16 protein-coding genes are annotated in these 16,516 nt (G+C 63.0%); all 16 read left to right on the top strand.

Annotation, left to right across the window (positions count from 1 at the left end; all coding sequences use genetic code 11):
• Positions 1-44: 44 nt before the first annotated feature.
• The 16 genes from IF189_RS03070 to ureC all read left to right on the top strand — a co-directional run bounded on the left by IF189_RS03070 (position 45) and on the right by ureC (position 16,514).
• Positions 45-1,424 (top strand): PepSY-associated TM helix domain-containing protein, encoded by a 1,380-nt coding sequence (locus IF189_RS03070; protein ID WP_192552793.1) that lies wholly within the window; start codon positions 45-47, stop codon positions 1,422-1,424.
• A 160-nt stretch (positions 1,425-1,584) separates the two neighbouring features.
• Positions 1,585-3,711 carry a TonB-dependent receptor gene (locus tag IF189_RS03065; RefSeq protein WP_192552792.1) on the top strand — a complete coding sequence of 709 codons (2,127 nt, stop codon included), beginning with the start codon at positions 1,585-1,587 and terminating at the stop codon, positions 3,709-3,711.
• Positions 3,712-3,723: 12 nt separating this feature from the next.
• Positions 3,724-4,512 (top strand): ABC transporter ATP-binding protein, encoded by a 789-nt coding sequence (locus IF189_RS03060; RefSeq protein WP_192552791.1) that lies wholly within the window; start codon positions 3,724-3,726, stop codon positions 4,510-4,512.
• Positions 4,509-5,456 carry an ABC transporter substrate-binding protein gene (locus IF189_RS03055; protein WP_192552790.1) on the top strand — a complete coding sequence of 316 codons (948 nt, stop codon included), beginning with the start codon at positions 4,509-4,511 and terminating at the stop codon, positions 5,454-5,456. The genes IF189_RS03060 and IF189_RS03055 overlap by 4 nt, the downstream gene beginning before the upstream one ends.
• Positions 5,453-6,463 (top strand): FecCD family ABC transporter permease, encoded by a 1,011-nt coding sequence (locus tag IF189_RS03050; protein ID WP_134825322.1) that lies wholly within the window; start codon positions 5,453-5,455, stop codon positions 6,461-6,463. The genes IF189_RS03055 and IF189_RS03050 overlap by 4 nt, the downstream gene beginning before the upstream one ends.
• 206 nt (positions 6,464-6,669) lie before the next feature.
• Entirely contained in the window at positions 6,670-7,935 is a 1,266-nt protein-coding gene (gene urtA, locus IF189_RS03045) for an urea ABC transporter substrate-binding protein (protein ID WP_085711205.1), read from the top strand.
• 72 nt (positions 7,936-8,007) lie between these two features.
• Complete coding sequence (gene urtB / locus IF189_RS03040) at positions 8,008-9,510, top strand: urea ABC transporter permease subunit UrtB (protein ID WP_134825321.1); 1,503 nt, start codon at positions 8,008-8,010, stop codon at positions 9,508-9,510.
• Complete coding sequence (urtC, locus tag IF189_RS03035; RefSeq protein ID WP_134825320.1) at positions 9,510-10,589, top strand: urea ABC transporter permease subunit UrtC; 1,080 nt, start codon at positions 9,510-9,512, stop codon at positions 10,587-10,589. Before urtB ends, urtC begins: the two co-directional genes overlap by 1 nt.
• Complete coding sequence (gene urtD, locus IF189_RS03030; protein WP_134825319.1) at positions 10,586-11,458, top strand: urea ABC transporter ATP-binding protein UrtD; 873 nt, start codon at positions 10,586-10,588, stop codon at positions 11,456-11,458. The genes urtC and urtD overlap by 4 nt, the downstream gene beginning before the upstream one ends.
• Positions 11,459-11,472: 14 nt before the next feature.
• A complete protein-coding gene (gene urtE / locus IF189_RS03025) occupies positions 11,473-12,171 on the top strand; it encodes an urea ABC transporter ATP-binding subunit UrtE (protein WP_134825318.1) in 699 nt (232 codons plus the stop codon).
• Between the two features lie 43 nt (positions 12,172-12,214).
• Positions 12,215-13,054: an urease accessory protein UreD gene (locus tag IF189_RS03020; RefSeq protein WP_134825317.1), complete on the top strand. Its 840-nt coding sequence runs from the start codon at positions 12,215-12,217 to the stop codon at positions 13,052-13,054.
• A 33-nt stretch (positions 13,055-13,087) separates the two neighbouring features.
• On the top strand, positions 13,088-13,390 hold the full coding sequence (ureA, locus tag IF189_RS03015; protein WP_039766748.1) for an urease subunit gamma: 303 nt from the start codon (positions 13,088-13,090) through the stop codon (positions 13,388-13,390).
• Positions 13,391-13,399: 9 nt separating this feature from the next.
• Positions 13,400-13,933: a GNAT family N-acetyltransferase gene (locus IF189_RS03010; protein WP_134825316.1), complete on the top strand. Its 534-nt coding sequence runs from the start codon at positions 13,400-13,402 to the stop codon at positions 13,931-13,933.
• Positions 13,934-13,938: 5 nt separating this feature from the next.
• Complete coding sequence (locus IF189_RS03005; protein WP_119429414.1) at positions 13,939-14,472, top strand: GNAT family N-acetyltransferase; 534 nt, start codon at positions 13,939-13,941, stop codon at positions 14,470-14,472.
• Positions 14,472-14,777, top strand: a complete 306-nt coding sequence (locus IF189_RS03000; protein WP_096819774.1) for an urease subunit beta — start codon at positions 14,472-14,474, stop codon at positions 14,775-14,777. The genes IF189_RS03005 and IF189_RS03000 overlap by 1 nt, the downstream gene beginning before the upstream one ends.
• A 36-nt stretch (positions 14,778-14,813) precedes the next feature.
• Positions 14,814-16,514, top strand: coding sequence for an urease subunit alpha (ureC, locus tag IF189_RS02995; protein ID WP_192552789.1), 1,701 nt, complete (start codon positions 14,814-14,816; stop codon positions 16,512-16,514).
• The last annotated feature ends 2 nt before the right edge of the window (positions 16,515-16,516 follow it).

Below are 16,516 nucleotides of genomic sequence, written 5' to 3'. Positions count from 1 at the left end.
GACAACCGACAACTAGAAGATCCAAGCCAAGCGGAGCACTCGTGATGAAACAGCCCAAACCGAATTTCTACAACCTGGCCTGGCGTTGGCATTTCTATGCCGGATTGTTCGTCGCGCCATTCATGGTGATGCTGGCCCTGACCGGCATCATTTACCTGTTCAAACCGCAGCTCGATTCGCTGATGTACAGCAGCCTGCTGAACGTCCCGGCCGGGCATCACACCGTACCGGCCGATGACCTGCTGCAAAAGGTCAAAAGCGCTTATCCACAAGGCCAGGTCACCCAGTACCTGCCGCCCGCGAACGCCGAACGCAGCGCGCAATTCGTGGTGAAAAATGCCGGCCATGAGCTGAACATATTCGTCGACCCGTACCACGGCGACATCCTCGGCGAGCAGGATGCCAAGCAGAACCTGCAAGCGCTCGCCCGGGCGATCCACGGCGAGCTGATGATCGGCACCGTCGGTGACCGGCTGATCGAACTCGCTGCCGGCTGGGGCGTGGTGCTGGTGGTGTCCGGGGTTTTCCTGTGGTGGCCGCGCGGTCAGGCGGCCGGGATTCTGTGGCCACGTCTGAACAGTCGCAGTCGCGTGCTGTGGCGTGATCTGCATGCCGTTACCGGATTCTGGGGCGCGGCGCTGCTGCTGGTGATGCTGCTCAGCGGCATGACCTGGACCGGCTTCTGGGGCAAGCAGTACGCCCAGGTGTGGAACGTGTTCCCGGCGGCGATGTGGAATAACGTGCCGACCTCCGACGTCGAGGCCGGCAGCCTCAACAACGCCGCCCGCCAGACCGTACCGTGGGCCATGGAAAATACCCCGATGCCGATGTCCGGCGACCACGCCGAACACATGGCCCACGGCGGCATGCAGCACGGCCCTGCCGCGCCGATCATCAGCCTGCAGGATGTGCAGAACATCGCCATCGAGCGCAAGGTCGAGCCGGGCTACAGCATCACGATGCCGACCACCGCCACCGGCGTGTTCACCATCGCCGTGTTCGCCGACGACCCGCGCAACGACGCCACGCTGCATGTCGATCAGTACACCGGCAAGGTGTTGGCCGATGTGCGATTCGAGCACTACGGCGCCGTGGCCCGGGCAACGGAAATCGGCGTGATGCTCCATGAAGGCAAGATGTTCGGCACCTTCAACCAGATCATCGTGCTGCTGATCTGCCTGATGATCCTGCTCAGCGCCGTCAGCGGCGTGGTGATCTGGTGGAAGCGTCGCCCGCAGGGCAAGTTCGGCGTGCCACCGCTGCGCCACGATTTGCCGAAGTGGAAAACCGGGGTGGCGATCATGCTGGTGCTGGCGGTGGTGTTTCCGCTGGTGGGGGCTTCGCTGGTGGTGGTGTGGTTGCTGGATCGGCTGCTGTTGTCGCGTCTGGGCCGGCAAACTGAATCTGCCTCAACTTCATCATGAAACAGGCGAGATGCGCGACCTAGACAGATCTTTAAACTGCCGGGGCTTAAACTCCGGCAATTTTTAGTGTTACTGTATAACACTGATTGCTGCTCTGCCCGCAGCCATGCATGGTCATGAGCCTGCGGGCTTTTCATTTGAAGAAGTGATTCACCGCCCGATGAACAAGTACCTCTTGTCCAGCCTCTGTCTGTTCGCCCTGAACAACAGCGCCCATGCCGACGGCGTGCCGCTGACGTTGCCCACCGGCACCATCACCGCCCTGGCCAATGACGACCAGACCGTCAGCCTGACCACGCCGACCAGCGCCGGCTCGCGTCTGAACCTCAACGCCATGGAAACTCCGGCCAGCGTCGAAAGCCTCAGCGGTGAGCAGGTCCGCGCCCGTGGTGATCGCAGCGTGCAGGACGCGGTGTCGCGCAGCACCGGCATCAGCCGCACCGGCACGCCGGGCGATGGCGGCACTTCGTTGCAGGCCCGGGGATTTACCGGGCAGAGTTCGGTGATGCAGTTGTATGACGGCAACCGCATGTACACCGGCATGGGCACCGTGACGTTCCCGGTCGACACCTGGTCGGTGGAGCGCGTCGACGTGCTGCGCGGCCCGGCCTCGGTGCTGTACGGCGAAGGTGCGACCGGCGCGGTGGTGAACGTGATCCCGAAAAAGCCGTTCGAAGGCGAGATCGAAAACCATGTTCGCGTCGGTTACGGTTCATTCGACCGCCAGCAGCAGGCGTTCGACAGCGGCGGTTCGCTGACCGACACCCTGAGCTATCGCCTCAACCTCAATCGACTGCGCAGCAACGGCTGGGTCGATCGCGGTGATTCGTCCAGCGACTTCATCAGTGCCGCCCTGCGCTGGCAGGCCACCGATGATCTGACCTTCACCCTCGCCCACGATTACGGCGACCAGCGCCCGCAGAACTACTTCGGCACACCACTGATCAACGGCCAGTTGAAGGACAGCCTGCGCAGCAAGAACTACAACGTGCGCGACGACAAGCAGCACTACAACGATCAATGGACGCGCCTGACCACGGACTGGCGGATCAACGACGCGGTCAGCGCCAGCAACGAGCTGTACTACCTCAAGGCCCAGCGCCGCTGGCAGAACGCCGAGAACTACAACTTCGACGCCGGCAGCCAACAACTCAGCCGCAGCGGCTACTTCGGCATCGGCCACAAGCAGGAACAGGTCGGCGACCGCCAGACCTTCACCTTCAAGCATTCGCTGTTCGGCCTCGACAGCCAGACCGTGACCGGCGTTGATTACAACCGTATCCGCTTCCAGCTCGACAGCAACTCGCCATTCAACGACGTATTGCCGAACGGCCAGCCGCTGGATCTGTATCACCCGCAACCGGGTTACTTCGAAAGCGCCAACCCGTATCGCGATCAGTTCGACAGCACCACCAGACAGATGTCGGTATTCGCCGAAAACCGCACGCAACTGAGCGAGCGCTGGTCGCTGGTGACCGGTGTGCGACGCGACTACGTGCACGTGGATCGCACCAATCTGGTCGACGACAGCCAGAGCGACAAGACCCTGACCGGCAACAACTGGAAGGCCGGCCTGGTGTTCGCGCTGACCCAGGACACTTCGTTCTACGGCCAGGTCGCCACCAGCACCGATGGCATCGGCGGGCTGATTTCCCTGAGCCCGAGCCAGCAGCAATACGACCTGTCCACCGCGCGGCAAACCGAGATCGGCCTGAAGCAGCTGTTCTGGGATCAGCGTGGCGAGTTCACCCTGGCGGCGTATCGCATCGTGAAGAAGAAGCTGCTGACCGACGATCCGGGCAACCCGACGCTCAAGCAGCAGGTCGGCCAGCAATCGTCGAACGGCCTGGAAGCCAGCCTCGATCTGCAACTGCCGAACGCCTGGCAACTGCAAGCCAACGCCGCCATCGTCAAAGCCAAGTACGACGATTTTGAAGAAGTGGTCGGTGGCGTGCCGGTGTCGCGCAATGGCAATCGTCCGGTGGACGTGCCACGCCGCACCACCAACCTGTGGCTGAGCAAAACGCTGACCGACGACCTTAAGGCCGGTGCCGGTGTGCGTTATGTCGATGCGCGCTACGCCGATATGGCCAACCGTAACGAGCTGCCGAGCTACACCGTGGTCGATGCGACGCTGTCGTGGAAAGCCCTGCGCAACACCACGCTGGGTCTGCAGGTGAACAATCTGTTTGACCGGACCTACGCGCAAAGCCAATACAATGAGGGCCAGCAGTGGATTCTGGGTGAGCCTCGTTCGTTCTTTGTCACGGCTGACTACACCTTCTAGAACAGGAACGAAATGACCTCGCTGTCCCTCACCGATCTCGCCTGGACACCCCTGGGCCACGCCCACTGCCATCACCAGTTCCAGCTGCGTGACGCTTCGTTGCACGTGGCCGCCGGTGAGTTCGTCGGGCTGATCGGGCCCAATGGCAGCGGCAAGACCAGCCTGTTGCGCTGCGCCTACCGCTTCAGTCAGCCGGAGCACGGTGAGGTCAGACTCGAGCACCACAATGTCTGGAAGCAATCCTCGCGCTGGTGCGCGCAACGCATCGCCGTGGTCCTGCAGGAATTCCCCGACGCCTTCGGCCTGACCGTCGAAGAAGTGGTCGCCATGGGCCGCACGCCGCACAAAGGCCTGTTCGACGGCGACACGCTGGAAGACCGCAATCTCGCCACTCAGGCCCTCAAATCCGTGGGCCTCGATGGCTTCGAAGATCACGCGTTCGCCACGCTGTCCGGCGGTGAAAAACAGCGGGTGATTCTGGCCCGCGCCCTGACCCAGCAACCGCAACTGCTGATCCTCGACGAGCCGACCAACCACCTCGACCCGCGTTATCAACTGGAACTGCTGCAACTGGTCAAGCGTTTGCAGATCGGCACGTTGGCGAGCATCCACGACCTGAACCTGGCCGCCGCGTTCTGCGACCGGTTGTATGTGATCAACCACGGTCGCATCGTCGCCAGCGGCACGCCGCAAGAAGTGCTCACTGTTGAATTGCTGCGCGACGTGTTCGGCGTCGAAGCATTGATCGATCCACACCCCCTCCACGGCTACCCGCGAATCACCTGGATAACCCGACCATGACTGTGCGCTCCCTGCTTTGCCTTGCTCTGCTGCTGGGCACCACCCACGCCTTCGCCGAAGCCACGAAGTACCCGCTGACGATCCACAGCTGCAACCGCGAAGTGACCTTCAAGGAAGCGCCGAAACACGCGGTCAGCCACGACATCAACATGACCCAGATGATGCTCGCCCTCGGCCTCAAGTCGAAGATGGCCGGCTACAGCGGCGTCAGTGGCTGGAAGTCGGTGACACCGGAAATGCAGTCGCTGCTCGATGGCCTGCCGGAGCTGGCAGCCAAGTACCCGTCGGTGGAAACGTTGCTCAACGCCAACGTCGATTTCTTCTTCGCCGGCTGGGATTACGGCATGCGCGTCGGCGGTGACCTCACCCCGCAAACCCTGCAACCGCTGGGCATCAATGTCTATGAACTGACCGAATCCTGCGCCTTCGTGATGAAGCGCCCGGCCGCCACACTGGACGACACCTACAACGACCTGCGCAACCTCGGAAAGATCTTCGACGTGCAGGACCGCGCCAACGCGCTGATCGCCGACATGCAAAATCAGGTCGCGGAAATCCGCAAAGACCTGCCCGCCGAAAAACCGCGCGTGTTCCTGTACGACAGCGGCGAAGACCGCGCCATGACCTCCGGCCGCCTCGGCATGCCGCAGGCGCTGATCGACGCCGCCGGCGGGCGCAACGTTCTCGATGATGTTGAAGCGAGCTGGACCCGGGTCAACTGGGAAACCGTGGTCGAGCGCAATCCGCAGGTGATCGTGATCGTCGACTACAGCGAAATCACCGCCGAGCAGAAGATTGAATTCCTGCTGAAGAACAAGGCGCTGCAATCGGTGGATGCGATCAAGAACCAGCGTTTCATCGTCATTCCCTACGTACAGGCCACGCCAGGGATCGACAACGTGCTGGCGGTTGAAACCCTGGCCAAAGGGTTCCACGGCGAATGATCAATCGTCGTTACGCCTGGCTGCTGATCGCCCTCGGCGCGGTGCTGCTGGTGTCGTGCGTGGTGTCGCTGGGCTTCGGCCCGGCGCGGGTGCCGGTGGACGTGGTGTGGCGGATTCTGCTGCACAAGTTGTTCGGCCTCGGCGTACCGGACTGGAGCGCCGGCCAGGAACACATCGTCTGGCTGATCCGCGTGCCGCGCATGTTGCTCGGTGCGCTGGTCGGCGCCGGGCTGGCGTTGATCGGTGCGGTGCTGCAAGCGGTGACGCGCAATCCGCTGGCCGATCCTCATCTGCTCGGCGTCACCTCCGGCGCCACCCTCGGTGCAGTGATCGTAGTGCTGCACGTCGGTGAAATCGTCGGCCTGCTGACCTTGCCGATCGCCGCGTTCATCGGCGCGTTGTCGAGCATGTTTCTGGTGCTGGGCATCGCCAACCGTCAGGGTCGGCTGGACAGTGATCGTCTGCTGCTGTGCGGTGTGGCGGTGTCGTTCGTGATGATGGCGGTCGCCAATCTGCTGCTGTTCATGGGCGATCACCGGGCGAGCTCGGCGGTGATGTTCTGGATGCTCGGCGGCCTCGGTCTGGCGCGTTGGGAGTTGTTGGCGGTGCCGGCGTTCAGCGTCTTGCTCGGGTTGATTTTGCTGCTGGGCATGGCCCGCCCATTGAACGCCTTGATGGCCGGCGAACAGACCGCCGTCACCCTCGGCCTGAACGCCCGGGCGGTGCGTCTGCGGGTGTTCGTGATTGCTTCGCTGATGACCGGGGTGCTGGTGTCGATCAGCGGCTCCATCGGTTTTGTCGGGCTGATGGTGCCGCACATCGCCCGGCGTCTGATCGGTGCGGAACATCGGCGTCTGCTGCCGGTGTGCGTGTTGCTCGGCAGTGTGTTTCTGGTGTGGGTCGATGTCGCCGCACGCACGCTGATCGCTCCCGAAGACCTGCCCATCGGCGTCGCCACCGCGGCCCTCGGCGGGCTGTTTTTCATCGGTCTGATGCGCCGCCGCTGAACCCTCGGGGTTGCGCCCCAAACTGGCGCACCCCGCTGCACCCTTGCCTGCAACACGTCCCTTCATGGTGCGCCGTCTCTGCACGCGACCGCTCTAAACCGACATTTCCCTGCCCGAAGCCGACCGGGCACAGCCCTTGCAAAACAGCCTTCAGTCGTTCGCATCTGCCAACCATAAAAAACTTTAACGTTCGTGGAGATCGCACAATGAAGCGTCGCAGTTTGATCAAGGCTTTCACACTCACGGCATCCATTGCCGCGATGGGCATGACCTGGACGGTACAGGCCGCCGAGACCATCAAGGTCGGGATTCTGCATTCGTTGTCCGGCACCATGGCGATCTCCGAAACATCGCTCAAGGACATGGCGTTGATGACCATCGACGAGATCAACGCCAAGGGCGGGGTGAACGGCAAGATGCTGGAGCCGGTGGTGGTCGACCCGGCGTCGAACTGGCCGCTGTTCGCGGAAAAAGGCCGGCAGCTGCTGACCCAGGACAAGGTCGCCGTGGTGTTCGGCTGCTGGACTTCGGTGTCGCGCAAATCGGTGCTGCCGGTGTTCGAAGAACTCAACGGTCTGCTGTTCTACCCGGTGCAATATGAAGGCGAAGAGATGTCGCCGAACGTGTTCTACACCGGCGCCGCGCCGAACCAGCAAGCGATCCCGGCGGTTGAATACCTGATGAGCGAAGAAGGCGGCGGCGCCAAGCGCTACTTCCTGCTCGGCACCGACTACGTCTATCCGCGCACCACCAACAAGATCCTGCGTTCGTTCCTGCATTCCAAAGGCGTAGCGGATAAAGACATCGAAGAGGTCTACACCCCGTTCGGCCACAGCGACTATCAAACCATCGTCGCCAACATCAAAAAATTCTCGGCCGGCGGCAAGACTGCGGTGATCTCCACCGTGAATGGCGACTCCAACGTGCCGTTCTACAAAGAGCTGGCCAACCAGGGCCTGAAGGCCACCGACGTACCGGTGGTGGCGTTCTCGGTGGGCGAAGAAGAGCTGCGTGGCATCGACACCAAACCTCTGGTGGGCAACCTCGCGGCATGGAACTACTTCGAGTCGGTGGAGAACCCGGTGAACAAGAAGTTCGTCGATGACTGGAAAGCCTACGCGAAGAAACACAACCTGCCGGGTGCCGACAAGGCCGTGACCAACGACCCGATGGAAGCCACTTACGTCGGCATCCACATGTGGGCGCAGGCGGCGGAGAAAGCCAAATCCACCGACGTCGACAAGGTCCGCGAAGCGCTAGGCGGCCAGACTTTCGCTGCGCCGTCCGGCTACACCCTGACCATGGACAAGACCAATCACCACCTGCACAAACCGGTGATGATCGGCGAGATCCAGGCCGACGGTCAGTTCAACGTGGTGTGGCAGACCGAAGGGCCGATTCGTGCGCAGCCGTGGAGCCCGTTCATTCCGGGTAATGACAAGAAGCCGGAGTATGCGGTGAAGAGCAACTGAGTTAACCCGCTCAACCTGATCGTTCCCGCGCTGTGCGTGGGAACGATCGACATCCAAGCAAGGCGACTCTCCATGCCCACTGCCCTTTACCGCTTGATCCTGGCCCTCGCATTTTTGCTGCCGATGGCCGCCCACGCCAGCGACGCCGAAGACTTCGTCGCCGCCAACCCGACGCAACAGGCAAAACTGCTGGAAGCCTGGGCCGCGCAGCCCGACCCGGCCCGCATCGAACTGATCAACGCCCTGCAACAAGGCGAACTGACCCTCGATGGCCAAACCAAGACCCTGCGCCTGAACAATCGCCTGCGGGGTCTGATCGACACCGCACTGGCCAGCCACCAATTGCTCGCCGCCGACGCCAAAACCCGTCTGACTGCCGCGCAGCAATTGCAGAAAAGCGCCAAACCGGCGCAGCTGAAATTCCTCGACCGGCAACTGGCTGGCGAAAAAGACGAAAGCGTCCACGCCGCCCTGAGCCTGGCACTGGCCAATCTGCAACTGGTCGACGCGGACCCGGCGGTGCGTCTCGCGGCCGTGCGTCTGCTCGGTGAAACCGGCGACCCGCTGGCCCGCACTCGCCTCGAAGGCCTGCTCGAGTCCGGTGTCGAAACCGATGCCAACGTGCGCACCGCCGCCGAAACCAGCCTCGCCCAGGTCAAACGCAAACTGCTGATCGGCGAACTGCTCGGCCAGGCCTTCAGCGGCATGTCCCTCGGTTCGATTCTGCTGCTTGCAGCCCTGGGACTGGCGATCACCTTCGGCTTGCTGGGTGTGATCAACATGGCCCACGGCGAGATGCTGATGCTCGGCGCCTACTCCACTTATGTCGTGCAGTTGATGTTCCAGCGCTACGCACCACAGGCCATCGAGTTCTATCCATTGATCGCGCTGCCGGTGGCGTTCTTCGTCACCGCCGCCATCGGCATGGCCCTGGAGCGCACGGTGATCCGTCACCTCTACGGCCGCCCACTGGAAACCCTGCTCGCCACCTGGGGCATCAGCCTGATGCTGATTCAGCTTGTCCGGTTAGTGTTCGGTGCGCAGAACGTTGAAGTGGCGAACCCCGCTTGGTTGTCCGGCGGGATTCAAGTGTTGCCGAATCTGGTGCTGCCATATAACCGCATCGTGATCATCGCCTTCGCCCTGTTTGTAGTGGTGCTGACCTGGCTGCTGCTGAACAAGACCCGCCTCGGTCTGAACGTGCGTGCGGTTACCCAGAACCGCAACATGGCCGCCTGCTGCGGCGTGCCCACCGGGCGTGTCGACATGCTCGCCTTCGGCCTCGGCTCGGGCATTGCCGGGCTCGGTGGCGTGGCGCTGAGCCAGATCGGCAACGTCGGCCCGGATCTGGGCCAGAGCTACATCATCGACTCGTTCCTGGTGGTGGTGCTCGGTGGCGTCGGGCAACTGGCCGGCAGCGTGTTCGCCGCCTTCGGCCTGGGCATCGCCAACAAGATTCTCGAGCCGCAGATCGGTGCGGTGCTCGGCAAGATCCTGATCCTCGCGCTGATCATTCTGTTCATCCAGAAACGTCCGCAAGGCCTCTTCGCACTGAAAGGACGGGTGATCGACTGATGAACCAGCCATTGATGCTTACGGCCACACAAAAGGCCGGCCCCAAAGTCACCTTCGCTGTCGGTGCCGTCGTTCTCGCGCTACTGATCGCCCTGCCGCTGCTGTCGCTGTTGCCTTCGGACAGTGCGCTGCACGTTTCGGCCTATACCCTGACGCTGGTCGGCAAGATTCTCTGCTACGCCATCGTCGCCCTGGCGCTGGATCTGGTCTGGGGTTACGCCGGTTTGCTGTCGCTGGGTCACGGTCTGTTCTTCGCCCTCGGCGGTTATGCGATGGGCATGTACCTGATGCGTCAGGCCGCCGGTGACGGCTTGCCGGCGTTCATGACGTTCCTGTCGTGGACCGAGTTGCCGTGGTACTGGAGCGGCACCGGCAACTTCCTCTGGGCCATGTGCCTGGTGGTGCTGGCGCCGGGGTTGCTGGCGCTGGTGTTCGGCTTCTTCGCCTTCCGTTCGCGGATCAAAGGCGTGTATTTCTCGATCATGACCCAGGCCCTGACCTTCGCCGGCATGCTGCTGTTTTTCCGCAACGAGACCGGGTTCGGCGGCAACAACGGCTTCACCAATTTCCGCACGATCCTCGGTTTTGGCATCACCGAACCCGGCACCCGCGCGGTGCTGTTTCTGGCGACGGTGCTGTTGCTGGTGGCGAGTCTGTTCATCGGCTGGCGGCTGGCCCGCAGCAAGTTCGGCCGGGTGCTGACCGCGCTGCGCGATGCGGAAAATCGCCTGATGTTCTGCGGCTACGACCCGCGCGGCTTCAAGCTGTTCGTCTGGGTGTTGAGCGCGGTGTTGTGTGGTCTGGCCGGTGCGCTGTACGTGCCGCAAGTGGGGATCATCAACCCGAGTGAAATGTCGCCGACCAACTCGATCGAAGCTGCCGTGTGGGTGGCCCTTGGCGGGCGCGGCACGCTGATCGGCCCGCTGCTCGGCGCCGGTGTGGTCAACGGCATGAAGAGCTGGTTCACCGTGGCGTTCCCCGAGTATTGGCTGTTCTTCCTCGGCGCGCTGTTCATCGTCGTGACGTTGTACCTGCCCAAAGGCGTGATCGGTCTGCTGAAGAAACGAGGTGAATCATGAGAGTCACGGCGAGCGCTGAATTCATGCTGGAACCGGCCTTCTTCCCACCGCTGGAACCGAACAAGGATGCCGGCACCAGCCGTGATGCCCTCGGTCTCGGCCAGCGCGTGGAGCCTGGGCTGAACACCCGTCACGGTACGATCCTGACCCTGGAAGACATCAGCGTCAGCTTCGACGGTTTCCGGGCGCTGAACGCTCTGAACCTGTACATCGACGTCGGCGAACTGCGCTGCATCATCGGCCCCAACGGCGCGGGCAAGACCACGCTGATGGACGTGATCACCGGCAAGACCCGGCCGAGCCACGGCAAGGCGTGGTTCGGCGAAACCCTCGACCTGACGCAGATGAGCGAAGTGCAGATCGCCCAGGCCGGCATCGGTCGCAAGTTCCAGAAACCGACGGTGTTCGAAGCGCTGAGCGTGTTCGAGAACCTGGAGCTGGCGCAGAAAACCGACAAGTCGGTGTGGGCCAGCCTGCGGGCGCGTCTGACTGGAGAACAAAAGGACCGGATCAGCGAAGTGCTCGACACCATTCGCCTGACCACCTCGGTCAATCGCCCCGCCGGGCTGCTGTCCCACGGGCAGAAACAGTTTCTGGAGATCGGCATGCTGCTGATGCAGGACCCGCAACTGCTGCTGCTCGACGAACCGGTGGCGGGTATGACCGACGCGGAAACCGAGTTCACCGCCGAGCTGTTCAAGTCGCTCGCGGGCAAGCATTCGCTGATGGTAGTGGAACACGACATGGGCTTCGTCGGCTCGATTGCCGACCACGTCACCGTGTTGCATCAGGGCAGCGTGCTGGCCGAGGGATCGCTGGAACAGGTGCAGGACAACGAGCGCGTGATCGAAGTCTATCTCGGGCGCTGAAGAGGAATACCAACATGCTGCAAGTCGACAAGCTGCACCAGTACTACGGCGGTAGCCACATCCTGCGCGGCCTGAGCTTTGACGTGAAGGTCGGCGAAGTCACCTGCCTGCTCGGCCGCAACGGCGTGGGCAAGACCACGCTGCTCAAATGCCTGATGGGCCTGCTACCGGCCAAGGAAGGCGCGGTGAACTGGGAAGGTAAACCGATCACCACGTACAAGCCGCATCAACGGGTGCACGCCGGGATCGCCTACGTGCCCCAGGGCCGGGAGATTTTCGGCCGGCTGACCGTGGAAGAAAACCTGCTGATGGGCCTGTCGCGTTTCCCCGGCAGCGAAGCCAAAGAGGTTCCGGCGTTCATCTACGAGCTGTTCCCGGTGCTGCTGCAAATGAAACAGCGGCGCGGCGGCGACCTGTCCGGCGGTCAGCAACAACAGCTGGCCATCGGTCGTGCACTGGCCAGTCGTCCGCGCCTGCTGATCCTCGACGAGCCCACCGAAGGCATCCAGCCGTCGGTGATCAAGGAAATCGGCGCGGTGATCAAGAAGCTCGCGGCCCGGGGCGACATGGCGATTCTGCTGGTGGAACAGTTCTACGATTTCGCCGCCGAACTGGCCGATCAGTACCTGGTGATGTCCCGGGGCGAGATCGTGCAGCAGGGCCGTGGAGAAAATATGGAAGCCGAAGGAGTGCGCGGGCTGGTGACTATTTGAAGTTACGGTCTAATCTGTAGCGTCCTAACGATAATCAGAAAATATGAATCTACCTTTAGCGACTGCCCTGTTTACCCCGAGCTGGCACGCGGAGCTTGAGCTGGCCTACGCCCGCTTCGGCGATTGCACGCGCCCTGTCCGTCGCCGACACCTCGGACCGCTGCGGGTGCAAAAGCATCTGTACGCCGAAGGGCCCGAGGTCTGCCAGCACATCATCGTCCACCCGCCGGGCGGCATTGCCGGCGGTGACCGGCTGAACATCAGCGCCCGCGTCGAACCGGGCGCTTGGGCACAAATCACCAGCCCCGGTGCCGCCAAGTGGTATCGCGCGGCGGGCCCCGCCTATCAGTCGCTGAACCTGCATGTCGCCGCCGGCGCGACACTGGAGTGGCTGCCCCAGGAAACCATCGTCTACAGCGCCGCCCAGGCGGAACTCTCGACCTCGATCGACCTTGAAGGCGATGCGCGGCTGTTCTACTGGGACGTGGTGGCCCTCGGGCGCCCGGCCAGTGGCGAGCGTTTCGACCTCGGGCATTTCCAGGCGCATCTGGATATTCGTCGCGATGGCCGGTTGCTCTGGCATGAGCGCCAGCGCATCGTCGGCAACGATGGTTTGCTTGATTCGCCGATCGGACTGGACGGCCATCCGGTGTTTGCAACGTTGCTGGTGACCGGCGAAATCGATGCCGAACTGCTGGAGCGCTGCCGCTCGCTGGGCCATGAAGTGCGCGGGGATCTGACGCAATTGCCCGGACTTTTGGTTGCCCGTTGCCTGGCCAATGAAGCGTTGCTGGCGCGGGCGTGGCTGATCGAACTCTGGCGATTGCTCAGGCCTGCGCTGCTTGGCCGCGAAGCCCTGCCTCCTCGAATCTGGAACACCTGATTTTCTTCAACTGCCGACAATGGATTTCAAACGATGGACCTGACCCCACGCGAAAAAGACAAGCTGCTGATCTTCACCGCCGGCCTGGTTGCCGAGCGGCGACTGGCCCGTGGCGTGAAGCTCAACTACCCGGAAGCCATGGCCTACATCTCGGCGGCGCTGCTCGAAGGTGCCCGTGACGGCCAGACCGTGGCCGAACTGATGCATTACGGCACCACCCTGCTGACCCGCGATCAAGTGATGGAAGGCATCCCGGAAATGATCCCGGAGATCCAGGTCGAAGCGACGTTCCCCGACGGCACCAAACTGGTCACCGTCCACCAACCGATCGTCTGAGGCCGCGCCATGACTTACACCATCCGTGATGCCCTGCACGCCGACCTGCCGGCGATCCGCGACATCTACAACGACGCCGTGCTCAACACCACGGCGATCTGGAATGAATCCGCCGTCGATCTGGGCAACCGTCAGGCGTGGTTCAGCGCCCGCCAGGCTCAGGGTTATCCGATCCTGGTGATCGTCGACGCCGACAACAACGCCCTCGGCTACGCTTCGTTCGGTGACTGGCGGCCGTTCGACGGTTTCCGTCACACCGTCGAGCATTCGGTCTACGTGCGCAGCGACCAGCGCGGCAACGGTCTCGGCCCGCAATTGATGACCGCGCTGATCGAACGCGCGAAAACCTGTGGCAAGCACGTCATGGTCGCCGCCATCGAAAGCGGCAACGCGGCGTCGATCCGCCTGCACGAGCGCGCCGGTTTCATCACCACCGGGCAGATGCCGCAGGTCGGCACCAAGTTCGGCCGCTGGCTCGACCTGACGTTTATGCAACTGACCCTCAATCCTGGCGCGGAGCCGCCGCCCGCCAACAAGGAGTGACACCGATGAACCCCGCCCAACTGCGACGCGTCAATGCCGAAAGTTTTGCGCACTATCGTCAGGGCCTGATCGAGCTGCTGCTGGACGCCGTGGGTTATGGCGCCAGCGTCGGCTTCATGGCCGATCTCGATGCGGCTCAGGCCCGCGCCTATTTCGATGAAGTGCAGGACAACCTGAACAAGGGCAACGTCTTGCTGTGGGTGGTGGTCAAGGACGAACAAGTGCAGGCCAGTGTGCAACTGGGCCTGTGCCAGAAGGCCAACGGCCTGAACCGCGCCGAAGTGCAGAAACTGCTGGTGCGCGAACAGGCCCGCCGGCGCGGCCTCGGCCAGCAGTTGATGGAAGCGCTGGAACTGACGGCCCGCCAGTACAAGCGCGGCATGCTCTACCTCGACACCGAGGCCGGCTCCCCGGCCGAAGATTTCTACAAGGCCCTGGGTTACACCCGCGCCGGGGAAATCCCCGACTACGCCTGCGACCCGAACGGCACCTATCGCCCGACGGCCCTCTATTACAAAGTCCTGCAAGGAGCGAACTGATGATTCCCGGCGAATACCGGATCCAGCCCGGCGATATCGAACTCAACGTCGGTCGCCGCACGATCAGCCTGAAAGTGGCGAACAGCGGCGACCGGCCGATCCAGGTCGGCTCGCACTACCACTTTTTCGAAACCAACGACGCCCTGACCTTCGACCGCGCCGCCAGCCGTGGCATGCGCCTGAACATCCCGGCGGGCACGGCGGTGCGCTTCGAGCCGGGACAAAGCCGCGAGGTGGAACTGGTGGATTACGCCGGGCACCGGCGGGTGTTCGGTTTTGCCGGGCGGGTCATGGGTGACCTCTGAGTCCGTGTGTGCCGTTATTTCTCTGAAGGACGCTAGATGAAGATTTCCAGACAAGCCTACGCCGACATGTTCGGCCCCACCGTCGGCGACAAGGTGCGCCTGGCCGACACCGAGCTGTGGATCGAAGTCGAACAGGACTTCACCACCTACGGCGAAGAAGTGAAATTCGGCGGCGGCAAAGTGATCCGCGACGGCCAGGGCCAGAGCCAGTTGCTGGCCGCCGAAGTGGTCGACACGCTGATCACCAACGCGCTGATCATCGACCACTGGGGTATCGTCAAGGCCGACGTCGGCCTCAAGGACGGCCGCATCGCCGCCATCGGCAAGGCCGGCAATCCGGACGTGCAACCCGGCGTGACCATCGCCATCGGCGCCAGCACCGAAGTGATCGCCGGCGAAGGCATGATCCTCACCGCCGGCGGTATCGACACCCACATCCACTTCATCTGCCCGCAGCAGATCGAAGAAGCGCTGATGAGCGGCGTCACCACCATGATCGGTGGCGGCACGGGACCGGCCACCGGCACCAATGCAACGACCTGCACTTCCGGGCCGTGGCATCTGGCGCGGATGCTTCAGGCAGCCGATGCGTTCCCGATGAACATCGGCCTCACCGGCAAGGGCAACGCCAGCCTGCCGGAGCCGCTGATCGAGCAGGTCAAGGCCGGCGCCATCGGCCTCAAGCTGCACGAAGACTGGGGCACCACCCCGGCGAGCATCGACAACTGCCTGAGCGTCGCCGACCAGTACGACGTGCAGGTGGCAATCCACACCGACACCCTCAACGAATCCGGTTTCGTCGAGACCACCCTCGGCGCATTCAAGGGCCGGACCATCCACACCTACCACACCGAAGGGGCCGGTGGCGGCCACGCGCCGGACATCATCAAGGCCTGCGGTTTCGCCAACGTGCTGCCGAGCTCGACCAACCCGACCCGGCCGTTCACCCGCAACACCATCGACGAACACCTCGACATGCTGATGGTCTGCCACCACCTCGACCCGAGCATCGCCGAAGACGTGGCGTTCGCCGAGAGCCGCATCCGCCGCGAAACCATTGCCGCCGAAGACATCCTCCACGACCTCGGCGCGTTCTCGATGATCAGCTCCGACAGCCAGGCCATGGGCCGCGTCGGCGAAGTCATCACGCGCACCTGGCAGACCGCCGACAAGATGAAGAAGCAGCGCGGCCCGTTGCCTAAGGACGGCGAAGGCAACGACAACTTCCGCGCCAAACGCTACATCGCCAAGTACACGATCAACCCGGCGATCACCCATGGCATCAGCCACGAGGTAGGTTCGGTGGAAGTCGGCAAGTGGGCGGACCTGGTGCTGTGGCGCCCGGCCTTCTTCGGCGTGAAACCGACGCTGATCCTCAAGGGCGGCGCCATTGCCGCGAGCCTGATGGGCGACGCCAACGCTTCGATCCCGACCCCGCAACCGGTGCACTACCGCTCGATGTTCGCCAGTTACGGTGGCTCGCTGCATGCCACCAGCCTGACCTTCATCAGCCAGGCGGCGCAGGAATCCGGGCTGCCCGAAGCCTTGGGCCTGAAGAAGAAAATCGCCGTGGTCAAAGGCTGCCGCGACGTGCAGAAAACCGACCTGATCCACAACGATTACCTGCCGCAGATCGACGTCGACCCGCAGACCTATCAGGTCAAGGCCGACGGCGTGCTGCTCTGGTGTGAACCGGCCGAAACCCTGCCGATGGCCCAGCGTTACTTTCTGTTCTGAGA

The sequence above is a fragment of the Pseudomonas sp. IzPS59 genome (assembly GCF_014863505.1).
Lineage (GTDB): Bacteria > Pseudomonadota > Gammaproteobacteria > Pseudomonadales > Pseudomonadaceae > Aquipseudomonas > Aquipseudomonas kribbensis.
The sequence above is the reverse complement of the archived record's forward strand: the minus strand, read 5'-3'. Positions and strand labels throughout refer to the sequence as shown.